General features: G+C 54.7%; 15 protein-coding genes. 3 read left to right on the forward strand and 12 right to left on the reverse strand.

The window, feature by feature from the left end; all coding sequences use genetic code 11:
- Positions 1-185 precede the first annotated feature (185 nt).
- The 7 genes from J1781_RS01390 to J1781_RS01420 form a co-directional block, all read right to left on the reverse strand.
- Complete coding sequence (locus tag J1781_RS01390; protein ID WP_129951452.1) at positions 186-1898, reverse strand: ABC transporter ATP-binding protein; 1713 nt, start codon at positions 1896-1898, stop codon at positions 186-188.
- Between the two features lie 200 nt (positions 1899-2098).
- Positions 2099-2962, reverse strand: coding sequence for a D-amino-acid transaminase (locus J1781_RS01395; protein ID WP_129951453.1), 864 nt, complete (start codon positions 2960-2962; stop codon positions 2099-2101).
- A gap of 168 nt (positions 2963-3130) precedes the next feature.
- Positions 3131-3370, reverse strand: coding sequence for an LPXTG cell wall anchor domain-containing protein (locus J1781_RS01400; protein ID WP_015697512.1), 240 nt, complete (start codon positions 3368-3370; stop codon positions 3131-3133).
- Positions 3371-3467: 97 nt separating this feature from the next.
- Positions 3468-4148, reverse strand: coding sequence for a respiratory nitrate reductase subunit gamma (gene narI / locus J1781_RS01405; RefSeq protein WP_129951454.1), 681 nt, complete (start codon positions 4146-4148; stop codon positions 3468-3470).
- Positions 4145-4867: a nitrate reductase molybdenum cofactor assembly chaperone gene (gene narJ, locus J1781_RS01410; RefSeq protein WP_129951455.1), complete on the reverse strand. Its 723-nt coding sequence runs from the start codon at positions 4865-4867 to the stop codon at positions 4145-4147. The genes narI and narJ overlap by 4 nt, the downstream gene beginning before the upstream one ends.
- Entirely contained in the window at positions 4867-6402 is a 1536-nt protein-coding gene (gene narH, locus J1781_RS01415) for a nitrate reductase subunit beta (RefSeq protein WP_217233110.1), read from the reverse strand. Before narH ends, narJ begins: the two co-directional genes overlap by 1 nt.
- Entirely contained in the window at positions 6399-10175 is a 3777-nt protein-coding gene (locus J1781_RS01420) for a nitrate reductase subunit alpha (RefSeq protein ID WP_217233111.1), read from the reverse strand. The genes narH and J1781_RS01420 overlap by 4 nt, the downstream gene beginning before the upstream one ends.
- 385 nt (positions 10176-10560) lie before the next feature.
- Between J1781_RS01420 and J1781_RS01425 the strand changes: the two genes are divergently transcribed.
- Positions 10561-11580, forward strand: coding sequence for a transporter (locus J1781_RS01425; protein ID WP_129951458.1), 1020 nt, complete (start codon positions 10561-10563; stop codon positions 11578-11580).
- Between the two features lie 21 nt (positions 11581-11601).
- Here the strand turns inward: J1781_RS01425 and J1781_RS01430 are convergent, their stop codons facing one another.
- Positions 11602-13305, reverse strand: a complete 1704-nt coding sequence (locus tag J1781_RS01430; protein ID WP_217219542.1) for a chloride channel protein — start codon at positions 13303-13305, stop codon at positions 11602-11604.
- 377 nt (positions 13306-13682) lie between these two features.
- Here J1781_RS01430 and J1781_RS01435 point away from each other — a divergent pair, with 377 nt between their 5' ends.
- Both J1781_RS01435 and J1781_RS01440 read left to right on the forward strand, forming a co-directional pair.
- On the forward strand, positions 13683-13997 hold the full coding sequence (locus J1781_RS01435) for a type II toxin-antitoxin system RelE/ParE family toxin (protein ID WP_217233112.1): 315 nt from the start codon (positions 13683-13685) through the stop codon (positions 13995-13997).
- 53 nt (positions 13998-14050) lie between these two features.
- Positions 14051-14368 carry a HigA family addiction module antitoxin gene (locus J1781_RS01440; protein ID WP_129951461.1) on the forward strand — a complete coding sequence of 106 codons (318 nt, stop codon included), beginning with the start codon at positions 14051-14053 and terminating at the stop codon, positions 14366-14368.
- 107 nt (positions 14369-14475) lie between these two features.
- Here J1781_RS01440 and J1781_RS01445 read toward each other — a convergent pair whose 3' ends face one another.
- The 4 genes from J1781_RS01445 to J1781_RS01460 all read right to left on the reverse strand — a co-directional run.
- Positions 14476-15153: an ABC transporter ATP-binding protein gene (locus J1781_RS01445; protein WP_129951462.1), complete on the reverse strand. Its 678-nt coding sequence runs from the start codon at positions 15151-15153 to the stop codon at positions 14476-14478.
- Positions 15146-16030, reverse strand: a complete 885-nt coding sequence (locus J1781_RS01450; RefSeq protein WP_129951463.1) for an ABC transporter ATP-binding protein — start codon at positions 16028-16030, stop codon at positions 15146-15148. The genes J1781_RS01445 and J1781_RS01450 overlap by 8 nt, the downstream gene beginning before the upstream one ends.
- Positions 16020-16898, reverse strand: a complete 879-nt coding sequence (locus tag J1781_RS01455; protein ID WP_129951464.1) for an ABC transporter permease — start codon at positions 16896-16898, stop codon at positions 16020-16022. The genes J1781_RS01450 and J1781_RS01455 overlap by 11 nt, the downstream gene beginning before the upstream one ends.
- Positions 16899-16903: 5 nt before the next feature.
- Positions 16904-17400, reverse strand: a 497-nt coding sequence (locus tag J1781_RS01460) for an ABC transporter permease (RefSeq protein WP_129990619.1), incomplete at its 5' end; no start/stop codon positions are given.

Below are 17400 nucleotides of genomic sequence, written 5' to 3' on the forward strand. Positions count from 1 at the left end.
ATAATTACCTGCGTGATTGAATTGAAAAAAACGTAATTTTTTTATTTGCCCGAATTGGGCTTTTTTTATTCAAAGCGGGCTTTTAATAAAAAGGGGCATTAAAAGAAAGATCATATCTAAAAAGAGATCGGGGAATTTCGGAGAAAATTTTACTCCCTCTCCTTCGCAGGAGAAGGAGTAAAAGACTAACGGAACTGTGCGGCGTGAAGTTGTGCGTAACGCCCCTGACGGGCCAGCAGTGATTCATGTGTGCCCTGCTCAACAATGCCTTCTTTATCGACCACAATAATGCGGTCCGCATTCTGAATTGTCGCCAGACGGTGGGCAATCACCAGGGTGGTCCGGCCCTCAGAAAGCTCCGCCAGCGACTGCTGAATAGCCTGCTCCGTCGCAGTATCCAGCGCTGACGTGGCTTCGTCGAGGATCAGAATTGGCGGGTTTTTGAGGAAGATACGCGCAATCGAAAGACGCTGTTTCTGGCCACCGGAGAGCTTCACTCCCCGTTCACCAATTACCGTGTCCATTCCCAGCGGCAATGCGTCAATCACATCATCAAGCCGTGCGCGGCTGGCCGCCAGGCGGATTTCTGCTTCGCTGGCATCGAGCTTACCGTAAGCAATGTTTTCACGGATCGTTCCGCCAAACAGGAAAACATCCTGCTGCACAATGCCAATATTGTGACGTAGCGAGCGCTGGGTCATGTCGCGGATATCGATGCCATCGATGGTGATACTGCCGCTGTCCAGCTCATAGAAACGGGGCAACAGCGAACATAACGTGGTTTTTCCCGCGCCGGAAGGCCCGACGAACGCCAGCGTTTCTCCGGCATTAATCGTCAGCGTAATGCCGTTGAGAATTTTACTGACGGGGGTGTAGCCGAACACTACGTTGTCATAATGAATATCGCCCCGTAACTGGCTGACTGCCTGCGCGCCCGGCCGGTCAGTGATATCCGGCGAGGTATCGATAAGCTGCGTAAAGCGTTTAAACCCGGCGATCCCTTTCGGATAGCTTTCCAGTACTGAGCTGATTTTCGCCACCGGGCGGAAGAACACTTCCACCAGCAGCAGAAAACCCACGAACCCGCCGTAGGTCAGTTGGTCGTTAATCACATACCAGGTACCTGCGACCATCACAATCAGCTGAACCAGACGCGTGCTCAGATAACTGAGCGTCAGGCTGGCGGTCATGATCTGATAGGCTTTCAGCTTAGTAGTGCGGTAATTAGCATTATCAGAAGCAAACAGCTTTTGCTCATGTTCTTCGTTGGCGAATGCTTTTACCACGCGGATACCGCCGATACTTTCTTCTATACGTGCGTTGAAATTACCGACCTGCCCGAACAGACGCCGCCAGGTTTCAGTCATCTGAGCACCATAGCGGCTGACCATCCAGGTCATCGCCGGCACGATAATGATGGTCATCAGCGCCAGCTGTAAATGGACCGTTGCCATCAGAATGAATGCGCCGATAAAAGTCATTACCGCGATAAATACATCCTCCGGCCCGTGATGCGCGACCTCGCCCACTTCTTCCAAATCTTTGGTGACGTGGGTGATGATATGGCCGGTTTTTGTATTGTCGTAATAACGGAAAGACAGTTTCTGTAAATGGCTGAATGCCTCGCGCCGCATGTCGGTTTCAATGCCAACACCCAACGCATGCCCCCAGTAATTGACGATAGCCATCAGTGCCGTATTGAAAAGGTAAATCAACAACAGACCGACCGTCGCGCCGATGATCAGCACCCAGTCGTGCGCAGGCAGTAATTTATCGATGAAAGTTTTAATCGCCATCGGAAAGCCCAGTTCCAGCAATCCGGCGAGGATCGCGCACCCGAAGTCGAGGAAGAACAGCTTTTTATAGGGTGCGTAATAAGAGAAGAAACGGCGGAGCATCAGACATCCTTATAAGATAGCCAGAAAGCGAAGCCGTTAGTCTAGATGAAAACGGTTATCAGTCAGAGAGTTTTAGAGAAATAAACAGGCAAGATCGCAGACGCCGGTTCACACCCTCTTCAATGCAAAACCGCTGACTTTTACATTTCAACCTCAGTGAAGTTGTGAAGACAACCCGGGCTTTTGGCAGTAAAACTGTATTAACGGCTTGTCGCCTCTACTGCCATCGCCACATAAATCTCCCGCAATTTTGCGGCAACCGCGCCCGGTTTTCCGTCCCCGACCGGCTTCCCGTCCAGCGCAATCACCGGCCAGATAAAGGTGGTGGCGGAGCTGATAAAGATCTCCCGCGCATTCAGTGCCTCATCCAGCGTGAACGGACGTTCCTCAAAGTGGATATGGTGCTGCTTCGCCAGTTCCAGCAGTGCCTGACGGGTGATGCCATGTAAGATGTGCGTGCTGAGCGGGCGGGTGATCAGCGTGCCTTCAGCATCGACGATCCAGGCATTGCTGGAGCTGGCTTCGGTGATCAGACCATTTTCGATCAGTAAGGCATCGTCGGCGTCATGCTGATGGGCATACTCTTTCGCCAGGCACGGGGCCAGCAGGCCAACGGTTTTGATGTCACGACGCTGCCAGCGGATATCTTCAACGGAAACCATGCGGATACCGCTTTTTGATTTCGGGTGGTCTGTCAGCGGGCGCGCCTGCGTAAACATCAGAAAAGTTGGCGTTACGCTTTCACCGGGGAAATCAAAATCACGGTCGCCACTGTTGCCGCGACTGATTTGCAGATACACCGCCCCTTCCAGCAGATTGTTTTCAGTGATCAGACGTTTTTGCAGAGTCTCAATATCACTGAGCGCACAAGGCAGACGCAGGTTCAGCGCCTGACAGGAACGCGCAAGCCGCGCCAGATGAGCCGTGTTGTCGAGCAGACGTCCGTTCAGCACGGCGCTGACTTCATAGACGGCATCAGCAAATAAGAAACCGCGATCAAATACCGACACCTTCGCGTCATGCTCGGCAACAAACTCCCCGTTGAGGTATACCGTTCTGGTCATGTTATTTTTCCTGGACAACGTTGATTAGGATTTTTATTAGCTGTAATACGATTGAAAGAATAAATTGCGTGAAAACTGAGCGCGTGACGTTGACGTAACGCAGGTTTACGCCACTGCTGACATAAAAAAAGCGCCCTGATGAGCGCTGATTCGGTGTGTAGCGAAAGATCAGAGTTCGCCTTTTTTCTTTTTGTTGCGGATCACTAACCCGCTGATCAGCGCCATCACGCAACCGATAAAGATAAACCAGATGCCCAGCATCAGTTGCGGTGCCATTTCTCCCGGCGGGGTTTCCGGACTGCCAACCACTAAACCGTGGATCGTGGCAACAATACCGATAACCAGTAAAATCAGGCTGTTGCGAAGTAAACGGCGGGCTACGGTCATAGGTTGTCTTGGGGTGGCCATCAGATGCGTCCTTGAGCAATAAAATAAAGATAAGGGCGCATCATAGCGCCCTTCGTTTTTATGTCAAAATTGCCCGTTCACAATCCGTGAAGGTCAGTCAGCGACGATTACGTACCAGCTGATAACGGCGGGTGAGATATTCCACCGGCGCGCTCCAGATATGCACCAGACGGCAGAACGGGAACAACAGGAACAGCGTCATCCCCAGCACCAGATGCACGCGGAAGATAAATGCCACGCCATCGAGATGTGCTGCCGCACCGCCACGGAACGTCACCACTGACTGCGCCCAGCCGACCAGTTTCATCATTTCGCTGCCGTCCATATGCTGCGCGGAGAACGGAATGGTGCTCAGCCCCAGGGCACATTGCACTACCAGCAGAATGATGATCATGATGTCACCAAAACTGGAGGTCGCCCGCACGCGCGCGTTGCTCAGACGCCGCCACACCAGCATGCCGCCGCCAATCAAAGTCATCACGCCACAGGCACCGCCCGCCCACATCGCCATCTGCTGTTTCACCGGCACCGGCAGGAAAGATTCATACATCCAGTGCGGCGTCAGCATCCCGAAGGCATGGCCTGCAAAAATGCCGAGAATGCCGACATGGAACAATGGCGAAGCAATACGCAGCGTTTTTTTCTCCAGCAACTGACTGGAACCGGCGCGCCAGCTGTACTGACCGTAGTCATAACGCAGCCAGCTACCGGCCAGGAATACTGTGCCGCACAGGTACGGATAGATATTGAAGAAGAAGTTGTTGAGGAAGTCGGTCATTTGCGTGGTTCCCCCGCAGGCGTGTCATCAAGGTTCAGATACTGTGGTGCGACCGCACCGGCGAAGCGTTTCTGGTGCGCGGCTTCATCGCCCGACGCACAGCTTTGCTCGCCAAGGAACGTGATTTGTTCCTCTTCCCACACCGCGTCCAGCGCGGCAGGCGTGTCATCACGGGCTTCCTGTTTGATCCCCTCGCGCACCGTGGCGGTCGCGATATCGCTGCCGGACAGTGCCAGCAGCAGATCAAACAGTTCCGCGTAATGACTGTTCCGCTCCTGCATCCGGGCGCTGAGTAATGCCAGGATCGGCGCGATGTCACGCAACCCTTCCCGCGCCTGATGTTCATCACGGGTGGTCAGGTATTCCAGATACAGCGGCAGGTAATCCGGCAGCTCGCGGCTGTCAATTTCCAGCCCGGCTTCGCGGTATTGCGCCATCAGATCGACCATCGCCTGACCACGGTCACGGGATTCGCCGTGCACATGTTCAAACAACAGCAACGAGGTGGCGCGACCCCGATCGAACAAACCGGTGTACGCCGATTGCGCATCCAGCAAATCCTGTTTGCAGAACGCCGTGATGTACAGCGCCAGATCGTGGCGCTGTACATCAGTCAGTTCCGCAGATTCTGTCACCGCTTCGAGCAGCTCCGTCTGGTGTTCCCACAGCTCATCAGACGGGTAATCGAGCAATAAACCAATGAGTCGTAAGCTGTTCATCAGTTGTTCCTTTCTGTTTTCGCGCCGATGTCGATGGCATCGATGCGTTTACTGTTGAACAGGTTAAATTTGCTGTCGCTGCCGTGGCAGCCGTCGCCGAAGCTGAAACCACAGCCTTTGGCTTCCGGGAAGGCTTCACGCGCCTGTTCACGATGGCCGGAAGGGACCACGAAACGATCTTCGTAGTTGGCAATCGCCAGATAGCGGTACATTTCTTCGGCCTGCGCCACAGACAATCCGACCTGTTCCAGCGCGCGGGTGTCCGTTACGCCATCCACCGTTTCAGCACGTTTGAAATGACGCATCGCCAGCATGCGCTTCAGCGCACGCAGCACCGGCGCGGTGTCGCCCGCAGTCAGCAGGTTCGCCAGGTATTCCACCGGAATACGCAGGCTTTCGACATCCGGCAGCACGCCGCTGTGCGGTAATGCACCGGCATCAGCAGCAGACTGGATCGGGGACAGTGGCGGCACGTACCAGACCATCGGCAGCGTGCGGTATTCAGGGTGCAGCGGCAGCGCCAGCTTCCATTCCATCGCCATTTTATAGACCGGCGACTGACGTGCGGCATCCATCACGGACAGCGGAATGCCGTCTTTTTCGGCCTGTGCAATCACCTCAGGATCGTTCGGATCGAGGAAAATGCTCATCTGGCTTTCGTACAGGTCTTTCTCATTTTCCACCGATGCGGCTTCACCGATACGGTCGGCGTCATACAACACTACGCCGAGATAACGGATACGACCGACACAGGTTTCGGAACACACCGTTGGCTGACCGGCTTCGATACGCGGATAACAGAAAATACATTTTTCTGATTTGCCGCTTTTCCAGTTGAAGTAGATTTTTTTGTACGGGCAGCCGGTCAGACACATGCGCCAGCCACGGCATTTGTCCTGGTCGATCAGCACGATGCCGTCTTCGCCACGCTTGTAGATCGCACCGCTCGGACAGGTCGCCACACACGCCGGATTCAGGCAGTGTTCACACAAACGCGGCAGGTACGCCATAAAGGTATTTTCGAACTCGCCGTACATTTCTTTCTGCATATTGGCGAAGTTCTGGTCGGCAGAACGTTTGCTGAACTCGGTCCCCAGATCGTCTTCCCAGTTCGGGCCGCCGGTAATTTTCTTCATGCGTTTGCCGGTTAACAACGAACGCGGACGGGCCACCGGCTGATGTTTGCCGTCTTTCGCGGTGTGCAGATGCTGATAATCAAAATCAAACGGTTCGTAGTAATCATCGATTTCAGGCATATGCGGGTTGGCGAAGATTTTATGCAGCAGGTTGGCTTTATTACCCATGCGCGGCTGCAGTTTGCCGTTGATTTTGCGGATCCAGCCGCCCTTCCATTTCTGCTGGTTTTCCCAGTCGTGCGGATAACCGAGCCCCGGTTTGGTTTCCACGTTGTTAAACCACGCGTATTCCATCCCTTCGCGGCTGGTCCAGACGTTTTTACAGGTCACGGAACAGGTGTGGCAGCCAATGCATTTGTCGAGATTCAGCACCATGCCGACTTGTGAACGAATTTTCATTGGGCTTTCTCCTGTACTTTTTCAGGGAGTACGGCGTCCTGCACGTCGTCATTACCTTCATCGTCTAACCAGTCGATGCGGTTCATTTTGCGCACAATCACGAATTCATCGCGGTTGGAGCCGACCGTGCCGTAATAGTTGAAACCGTACGCCAGTTGCGCGTAACCACCGATCATATGCGTCGGTTTCGGGCAAACGCGGGTAACGGAGTTATGAATACCGCCACGCTGCCGGCTGATTTCTGAACCCGGAATATTCACGATGCGCTCCTGTGCGTGATACATCATGGTCATGCCTGCCGGTACGCGCTGGCTGACCACCGCACGGGCGCTCAGCGAGCCGTTGGCGTTGAAAGCTTCGATCCAGTCGTTATCTTCAATGCCTAACTGTTTCGCATCGTCTTCACTCAGCCAGACAATCGGGCCACCGCGACCTAAAGTCAGCATCAGCAGGTTGTCGCTGTAGGTAGAATGAATGCCCCATTTCTGGTGCGGCGTCAGGAAGTTCAGCGCCATTTCCGGGTTGCCGTTCGGTTTCGCGTTCAGCAACGGCTGCGCCGCGCGGGTGTCGATTGGCGGACGGTAAACCAGCAGGCTTTCACCGAAGGCGCGCATCCACGCATGATCCTGATAAATCTGCTGGCGGCCGGACAGCGTGCGCCACGGAATAAGCTCGTGCACGTTGGTGTAACAGGCGTTGTAAGAAACATGTTCATCTTCCAGACCGGACCAGGTCGGGCTGGAGATAATTTTGCGCGGTTGCGCCTGAATATCGCGGAAGCGGATTTTCTCGTCTTCTTTATTCAGCGCCAGATGTGTGTGGTCGCGGCCGGTATTCTGGCTCAGCGCCGCCCAGGCTTTGACCGCCACCTGACCGTTGGTTTCCGGTGCCAGCGTCAGGATGACTTCCGCTGCATCAATCGCAGTGTTAATCACCGGCTGGCCTTTCGCCACGCCATCCGGTTTGGTGTAGTTCAGTTTTTTCAGCAAACCGACTTCGCTGTCAGTATTCCAGCTGATGCCTTTGCCGCCGTTACCGAGTTTTTCCAGCAACGGGCCGACCGAGGTAAAGCGCTCATAGGTGTTCGGATAATCACGTTCAACGACCATCAGATGCGGTGCAGTGCGCCCGGGGATCAGATCACATTCCCCTTTTTTCCAGTCTTCCACGCCAAACGGCTGTGCCAGTTCAGCGGCGGAATCGTGCTGAACCGGCAACGTCACCATGTCGGTTTCCACCCCAAGATGGCCGACGCACACCCGGGAAAACTCTTTGGCAATACCTTTATAGATTTCCCAGTCGCTTTTGGAATCCCAGGCCGGGTCAACAGCAGCAGACAGCGGATGAATAAACGGATGCATATCCGAGGTATTCATGTCGTCTTTTTCATACCAGGTGGCGGTCGGCAGCACGATGTCAGAATAGAGACACGTGCTGGACATGCGGAAATCCAGTGTCACCACCAGATCCAGTTTGCCTTCGCCGCCCTGCGCCTGCCATTCGACTTCTTCCGGCATGACGCCGCCCTGAAGGCCGAGATCCTCTCCCTGAATACCGTGTTCGGTGCCCAGCAGATATTTCAGCATGTACTCGTGGCCTTTACCGGAAGACCCCAGCAGGTTAGAGCGCCAGACGAACAGGTTACGCGGGAAGTTCTGCGGATTATCCGGTTGTTCGGCAGCAAAACGCACGCTGCCGTCTTTCAGGGCTGCCACGGTGAAATCGGCCGGTGATAAACCTGCGGCTTTCGCCTGCCCGGCAATGTGCAGCGGGTTAACGTTGAGCTGCGGCGCAGACGGCAGCCAGCCCATACGCTCGGCGCGCACGTTGAAGTCAATCATACTGCCGGTAAATTTGGATTTGTCCGCCAGCGGAGATAACAGCTCCTGTGGCGTGACGGTTTCGTAACGCCACTGACTTGAATGGTTGTAGAAAAATGAGGTGCTGTTCATCTGGCGCGGCGGACGCTGCCAGTCAAGGCCAAACGCCAGCGGTTGCCAGCCGGTCTGCGGACGCAGTTTTTCCTGCCCGACGTAGTGGGCCCAGCCGCCCCCGCTCTGCCCCACGCAACCGCAGAAGATCAGCATGTTGATCAGACCGCGGTAGTTCATATCAAGGTGATACCAGTGGTTCATCCCGGCACCGACGATGATCATCGAACGGCCATGGGTTTTGTGGGCGTTATCGGCAAATTCATGGGCGATACGCACGATGTTTTGCTGTGAAACCCCGGTGATTTTCTCGGCCCAGGCTGGCGTATAGGCTTTGATTTCATCATAGCCTTGTGCGCAGTTTTCATCGTTCAGGCCGCGTTCGATACCGTAGTTCGCCAGCGTCAGGTCGTAAACACTTGCCACCAGGCCGGTACTGCCATCCGCCAGTTGCAGGCGTTTGACCGGCAGTTTGTGCATCAGAATTTCATCCAGTGCCACACTGTTGAAATGTTCACTGACCGCGCCACCGAAGTACGGATAGCCCACATTCACAACGTCATCATGATCGCCGAGCAGGCTCAGCTTCAGGCTGACATCTTTGCCGTCTTTCCCTTCACGGGATTCCAGATTCCACTGGCCTTTTTCGCCCCAGCGGTAACCGATCGAACCTAACGGTGATACCAGTTCTCCGGTGTGTTCATCGAGGGCGATGGTTTTCCATTGCGGGTTATTTTCCTGACCAAGATTGCCCACCAGATCAGAGGCACGCAGCATACGGCCTGCGGCATATGATCCGTCTTCGCGCGGTTCCAGCATCACCAGCATCGGCATATCGGTGTAGCGGCGCACGTAGTCGGTGAAGTACTGACTTGGATTATCGATGTGGAAGGATTTGAGGATCACATGGCCCATGGCCAGCGCCAGTGCGCTGTCGGTGCCTTGCTTCGGCGCCAGCCACTGGTCACAAATCTTGGCGATTTCCGCATAGTCTGGCGTGATAGCCACCGTTTTAGTGCCTTTATAGCGCACTTCGGTGAAGAAGTGCGCGTCCGGCGTACGGGTCTGCGGAACGTTGGAACCCCAGGCAATAATATACGAAGAGTTGTACCAGTCAGCCGATTCCGGCACGTCAGTCTGCTCGCCCCAGGTTTGCGGAGACGCCGGGGGCAAATCGCAATACCAGTCGTAGAAGCTCAGGCAAACACCGCCGATCAGCGACAGATAACGTGCGCCGGAAGCGTAAGACACCATCGACATCGCCGGAATGGGCGAAAAACCGATAATGCGGTCCGGGCCGAAAGTTTTGGCGGTATACACGTTGGACGCGGCAATCAGTTCATTCACTTCCTGCCAGCTTGAACGGACAAATCCCCCACGACCGCGTGCCGCTTTATATTCTTTGGCTTTTTCCGGCTGACTGACAATCGAGCCCCAGGCATCGACCGGATCGCTGTAATTCAGTCTGGCTTCACGCCATAACTGGATCAGTTTCTTGCGCATCAGCGGATATTTCAGACGGTTTGCACTGTAGAGATACCAGGAATAGCTGGCACCGCGCGGGCAACCACGCGGCTCGTGGTTCGGCAGATCCGGACGGGTGCGCGGGTAGTCGGTCTGCTGGGTTTCCCAGGTCACCAGACCGTTTTTGACGTAAATCTTCCAGCTGCATGAACCGGTGCAGTTCACACCGTGCGTGGAACGGACCACTTTGTCATGCTGCCAGCGGCTGCGGTAACCGTCTTCCCAGTCGCGATTGGTATTCAGCGTCTGGCCGTGGCCGTCAGCAAAGGGTTCAGCTAGCTGTTTGAAATAGCGAAACCGGTCAAGAAACTTGCTCATCCGGGACTCTCCTGTGCAAAGGCTTCATTGCGCTTTGTCATTATGTGAATGGCGGGGAATACAACTTCATTGCTCGTTATGCCCTCAGGGTATGCAGCCCACACGCGCGCCCAATTGATTGCGATCAACGCCTTTGCGTCATGCATTCATTTATATAACGACAAATACCCCCAAAGAGGTATGAAGTTAAGTTGCTATAATTGATTGATTTACTGGAATTAATTACACAAAGACAACAAAAAGGGGGGCATTAAGTCATCCGCAGGAAAATTGGAGGTAAGGCCGTTTGAATGTGACAGTATTGTGAAATCACGCGGGAGGTTATTGTATTTACGCCGATGTCTGGCGTAATAGAACAACCTGCTTTCACCACCAGAAACCTTTAATGCAGACAGAAAAACCCGCCGTACTCAATTTCAACGATGAAGTTACCGGGATGATATACGGTTTCGTTTTTCGTCCTGACCGCCCAGCCGAACGCGTTTCCTCACAACAGGTTCAGGAAGCCTGGCAGCAGATTTGCCACGACAGAGGATTCGTCTGGATCCACGTCAATCTCAATCACGCTATGTCAGAAAAATGGCTGAAAAAGCATTTTGGCATCGGCGAGGTATTTTTCGAGGAAATCCGCGAAGGATCGCGCAGTACGCGCATTGAACGGCTTGATGACACGCTGCTGGCGGTGCTCAACGATGTGATTTTCCGTCCGGATGAAACCAGTGATGAAGCCTCGACGCTGTGGCTCAGTTGCCATCAGCAGCTGGTGATCACGGCGCGCCACAAACCGGTGAGGCTGATCGAACAGTTATTCAAACGACTGGAACATCTGGCCATCACCACGCCAACCGCGCTGCTGGTGCATCTTTTAGAGGAACAGGAAGATTTACTGGAACAGATTGTACGGCGAGCTAATCAGTACGTGGATACCATCGAAGAGCGGTTGCTGAGCCATCACGTGAAAAAGAACCGCGCCGATTTGGGGCGTCTGCGCCGTATGCTGCTGCGGTTTCAGCGTTTACTCGCACCGGAACCGACCGCCCTGTTTCGCCTGCTGAACCGTCCTCCCGCCTGGATAGCCCCTGCCGTGGTCCAGGATTTACGGCAGTTTGCCGAGGAATTTTCGGTGGTACTGAATGACCTTATCGCCCTGACCGAACGCATCAGGTTATTGCAGGAAGAAATCACCTCACGGCAGATGGAGCAAAGTAACCGCACGCTGTATGTGCTGACGGTAATCACCGTGCTGGCGCTGCCGATCAATATTGTCGCAGGTTTCTTTGGCATGAACGTCGGTGGCATTCCGCTCGCCAGCAATCACCACGGTTTTATTTTACTGGTGGTGATTGTCGGCGTGTTTACCCTGCTGGCGGGCTGGTATGCGTTAAGGCATCGCGACGACGGCTGATGACGGCTGTCCGCACAACAACTACAGGAAATCTTTGGCTTTATTCAGCAACGCAGCTTTAGTGATCACACCCAGCAAACGGCGTGATTGCGCATTTTCCAGCACCGGTAAACGTTCAAGTGGCGAATGACTGAACATCGCCCACGCCTGCTCGTAACTGGCCTGCTGAAAAATCGTCGTGAATTCCTGTTCGATAAACGGATCAATCGGGCTGTCAGCTTTCACGCTGCCATCAATAAGCCCTGCCGCCACCACATTGGTCGGCACCACGCCCAGAAAACGTTCTTCCCTGTCTACCATGTATACATACCGTGTGCGCTGTTTTAACCCTTCGCTGACCACCTCTGACAGCGAAGCGTCGACGTACATTTTCGAACAAGGTGAAATCAGTGATGCCACCGTACTGTATTCAAACGCATTTTTCGCCGCAAACCGGGCATTATGCCGTGTCAGCACCGGGTACGTGCCGCCGACTTTCAGGCGAGACGCCACAACATAAGAAATCGCCGTCGCCAGCATCAGCGGGAACAGCAGCGAACTGTTGAGGGTCATTTCGAACGCCATCATGATCGACATCAGCGGTGCATGACTGGTGGCCGCCAGCAATGCGCTCATGCCGATCGCAGCATATAACCCGACCGGACCGGGATCGAATCCCAGCCATTGCAGGAAGGTACACACCAGCGCGCCGCCCGCCGCGCCAATCAGTAACGACGGCGTGAACAACCCGCCGACCGCACCGGAACCGATGGTGATCGCCGTGGCGACAATTTTCAGGATCAGCAGCACCCATAAAGAGGTCTGTAAATCCCCGTTGTTAAGGATTAAATCAATGACCTCAAAACCGTTACCGAGCACCAGCGGCGAAATCATCGCCACCAGGCCGACGCCCAGCCCGCCAAGACCCAGACGCAGCGCCGGATGCGAAATGGGTTTCATCCACTGCCGCACTTTATCGATTGATGAGATGAATAACGGCCCGAGAATCCCCGTCGCCATGCCAATAATCAGCACGGTAAAAATCGCCCCTAAAGAGGGGCTGAATGAGGCGGAAGCATACAGATACAGCGGCGCATAACCGGTCAGCGACCGGACAGTAAGCACCGCGACCGACGCCGAGATAAACAGCGGGATCAGGCGCTGTACGGCGGTCACACCAAAAGCGATTTCCGCCACAAACAACGCGCCGGCAAACGGAGCGTGATACACCGCTGCCAGCCCGCCCGCGGCAGCCATGGCGATAACATCTGACTGATGTACGCCTTTAAAACGTGAAAACCGCCCGAGCAGGCTGCCGCTTAACGCGGATAACTGGACCATTGCCCCTTCGCGACCAATTGAACCGCCGCTGGCAATACTGGCAAGCGACGACAGCCCGCGCAGCACGGTACTGACCACCGGAATGCCCGGCAGACGCTGATCGATGACATCCAGATAATCCGGCATTTTGCCGTGCCTGCTTTCGTGACGCAGCGCCCACAGCAGGATGAAACCCGCAATCACGCCCCCTCCTGTGGTGATCAGCGGCCAGAGAAATTGAGGATATTCATTGAAAGCTTTGGTGATATCGCTGCCATCACTGAACATCAGGCCGTTGATACCCGAAATCGCCCCGCGAAAAGCGATTGTCACCAGCGCGGCAATAATCCCGGCAGGAATGGCGATCAGCAGGTTAATCAGATCACCTTTTTGCAGGGCATCAGGGTTGAAAGCTTTCAGGCTCATAAGATCTCAGTGGTCGGAAAAGTGGCTGGCAGAATACCGAAGGAAATCATTATCATGCTCATAAGCCCGGCGCAACCCGCGGCGTGGCTTAAAATCGAAAATTGTTGCTCCCGCGCGTTCCACCGCAGGCAGAAAAATTTTGCGCGCCTTGCCGCATTCATGCCGTACCCCTCTGCCGGGTGACGCACATTCTGTGGAAAACGTCCCGCAAAATCCTCAACAACCGCTTTCGCTAAACGCATCAGGCATTAAAGTCACGTCCGTTCCCGGGAGAACAATCCCTATACAACGGCAAAAGACTCTGTTAATTTATGCACCGAAGCACAGTGCAAGAAGGCTTCGGTACCCCACCTTAAAAATCAGGATGGGTTCATCTCATGAACGATATGCTCAGGATAAGCAGTTTCCGCGATCAATGGCTGGAAGACTTTTTTCACTTCGCCACTCCCCATCGCAAAATACCCGGGACGCTGGCAACCGCTCTGGAAAGGAAGCTGGATATGATCAATGCCGAAATGGATTATCGGGATTTACTCTGGCCTCCGGGCAATCGCTACGAAGATCTGGCAGCTCCGTTAAAAGGATTTTCATCGATCAGGGTGAATGAACAGTACCGTCTGATTTTTTACTGGCGGGAAGGCAAAGCACATGGCCTGTATTTAGATCCCCACGGTTACAGGCGTTACCGGTAATTATGAGCATATTCGTTTCGATGTTAATGAAGACATACCAAAAGGAACGTCGTATGGCTGTGACCACACGTAAACCCGCTACCGTTGGTGATATTTTACTTTACGAATTTCTTGAGCCCACTGGCCTGCGGATCAACGATCTTGCCGACATGCTGAATGTTCACCGCAATACCATCAGCGCATTGGTGAATAACAACCGCAAGCTGACCGTTGATATCGCCTTCCGGCTGGCAAAGACATTTGAGACTTCTGTCGAATTCTGGTTAAACCTGCAAACCCATGTCGATATCTGGGAAGTGCGCAATAACCCGCGCCTGATGGATGACATCAACAAGGTCGTTCATCTGAAAGATTTTCTGAAAAAATCATAAAAATTCCCCGGCAGACAAGCTTCGATGGTGCGCTCAAAATACTGCTGAACGGAGAATCCCCGGGACCTTTGCCCGGGGACTGTGAGAAGGGATTATAAGGCGCACGGTCAGCTCAACACGTAACCCTTCGCCATATGCACTGCCCGATCACACATATGATCAATCACATCGGCATCGTGACTGACCAGAATCATGGTCAGATCACTGCTGGCTTTCAGGTCATTGAGCAGATTAAGAATTTCTGCCTGTACGGACATATCAAGGGCTGATGTCGGTTCATCGAGCAGCAGCAGTTTCGGTTTAAGCAACAGCGCCCGGACAATCGCCACGCGCTGACGCTGACCGCCGGAAAGCTGGTGCGGATAACGGTTCATCAGCGCCGGATCCAGCCCGACCTGGCGAAAACCTTCGGCAATTTTCTGTTCGATATCCTGTTCTTTAAGGATTTTCAGCGGCTCGGCCAGCGTACGCAGCAGCTTGTGTTTGGGGTGCAGCGAAGCATACGGATCCTGAAAAACCATCTGTACATCGCGGCGCAGGCTACCGGTGAAAGGCTTGCCGGGTTTCACTTGATGGTCAAGCAGCGTCAGGCTGCCGCCCCAGTGTCCGTTCAGACCAGCCAGCACCCACAGCAATGATGATTTGCCGCAACCGGACGGCCCGACCAGTCCGAAGCATTCGCCTTTACGGATGGTCAGATTGACGTTATGCACCACCGTGCGGGTTTCGTAACCCTGACGATGCGACACGCTAAGCTGACGCAATTCAGCAATAATTTCACTCATGGCGCGGATCCTGTTTTAAAGAAGCCAGCAGCGCGCGATCCAGCACCGGCAGGCGTTCACCGTGCGTAAATTTGCTCGGACGGCATGACCAGAGCGTATGCGTATAAGGATGGGTGGCGTTCGCCAACTGATCGGCTGCCAGTTCATCAAGCAGCTCGCCTTTGTACATCACCAGCACCCGTTCGCAATAACGGGCGACCTGTTGCAGGTCGTGACTGATCAGGATCAGTCCCATGTTTCGCTGTTCAACTAATCGCTCAATCAGCCCCAGAACCTGTTCGCGCATCTCGAAATCCAGCGCGGAAGTGGGTTCGTCGGCTATCAGCCACTGGGGATCATTGATCAGTGCAATCGCCAGCATCACGCGCTGCCCCATCCCGCCGGAAAGCTGATGCGGATACTGCTGTTGCAAGAAAGCCGGATTCGGCAGACCGACAGCATTCAGCATCTCGGTGACTTTTTCCTGACGCTCCTTGCGGCCAAGGCGTGTATGCAGGCGCAGCGGTTCTTCTACCTGCTTGCCGATTTTTTGTGTCGGATTGAGCGCATGTTTCGGATCCTGCATCACCATCGACACGCGGTTTCCGCGAAGCGTGCTCCACTCACGTTCTCTGAGCGTGGTCAGATCGTTGTCACCCAGCGTCAGCTGTGATGCACGCAATTTGCACGGATGCGGCAGTAACCCCATCAGCGCACGGGCGGTCAGGGATTTTCCGGAGCCGGACTCGCCGACCAGCGCCACGCGTTCCTGCCCGACGCTGAATGACAGGGATTTCACCAGTTCCAGCGGACGTTCGCCCGGCAAATAAATGGTCAAATCCTTCGCGACCAGCTGATCGCCGGATGACTTGTCCTTATGTAAAAAGTCAGTTGCCATGTCGTGGATCCATTTTGTCGCGCAGGCCGTCGCCCAGCAGGTTGAAAGCCAGGCTGGCAAATAAAATCGCCCCGCCCGGTGCTGCGGCGACCCACCATTGATCGAAAATCACCTTGCTGCCTTCAGCAACCATTGACCCCCATTCAGCGGTCGGTGGCTGAATACCCATACCGAGGAAGCCCAGACCGGCAGAAGCCAGAATGATGCCGCCGAGGCTGAGGGCCGCACGTACTACGGCGCTCGGCAGGCACAGCGGCAGAATATGGCCGAACATCAGACGCAACCCGCCGATGCCCTGCATCCGCGCCGCTGCCAGATAATCACTGCGGCGAAGTGCCAGCGTCTCCGCCCTTGCCTGTCGCGCAAAGGGCGGCCAACTGGTGAAAGCCAGTGCCAGAGCCCCGTTCATCAGGCCGGGGCCGAGAATCGCCACCAGCGCCAGTGCCATCACCAGACTTGGCAAGGACATCACGATATCGGTCAGTCGCATCACAATGCGCTCATACCAGCCGCCAATGTATCCCGCGCTGATGCCGATCAGCAGCCCCACCGGAATGGTCAGTACCAGAATCAGTGACACCAGCAGCAGGGTCGGACGTGCACCATAGACCACGCGGGAGAGTAAATCGCGGCCAAACCCGTCGGTGCCCAGCCAGTGGGTTTCCGAAGGCGGCAGCAGGCGTAATTCGATGTGCTGAATATTCGGGTCAAACGGTGCCAGCCACGGCGCGAGCAGCGCGGTAAGCACCAGAATAGCAACCAGCACCAGTCCGACAGAAAACGTGGTGATGCGCCGGGTCGGTTTCCAGACGGAGGTATCGGCTTCAGCCTCAACCTGCGTCGGTTGTTCAGGAATCATTTGAGTCATAGCAACTACCGGGTTCGCGGATCGAGCAGATAAGTAAGGGCGTCAGCCAGCGCATTGAGCAGCACGAAGCAGGTGCCAATCAGCAGCGTAGCGCCAAGAATTGCCGGGGTATCCGCAGCAAACAACGCGGTGGTCAGATAACGCCCGACACCTGGCCAGGCGAATACCGTTTCGGTCAGTACCGCACCTTCGAGCAGGCTGGCGTAGGACAGCGTCAGCACCGTGATCAGTGTACCAAGCACGTTCGGGAAGACGTGGCAAAGCAGAACACGCATCCTGCCGGCCCCTTTTGACCGGGCCAGAATCACATACTCTTTGTTCATTTCGCCCAGCATCGACGCACGCAACAGGCGCGTAATACCCGCCATCGACAACATCGCCAGCACCGTCACCGGCAACCATAAATGGCGGATAGCGTTGTAAAACATTTCACGGTCGCCGGACAGCCAGGTATCAATCAGGACAAAACCGGTGCGTGGCGTCATGGTGTACATATACAGGT

The organism is Rahnella perminowiae (assembly GCF_019049695.1).
GTDB classification, from domain to species: Bacteria; Pseudomonadota; Gammaproteobacteria; order Enterobacterales; family Enterobacteriaceae; genus Rahnella; species Rahnella perminowiae.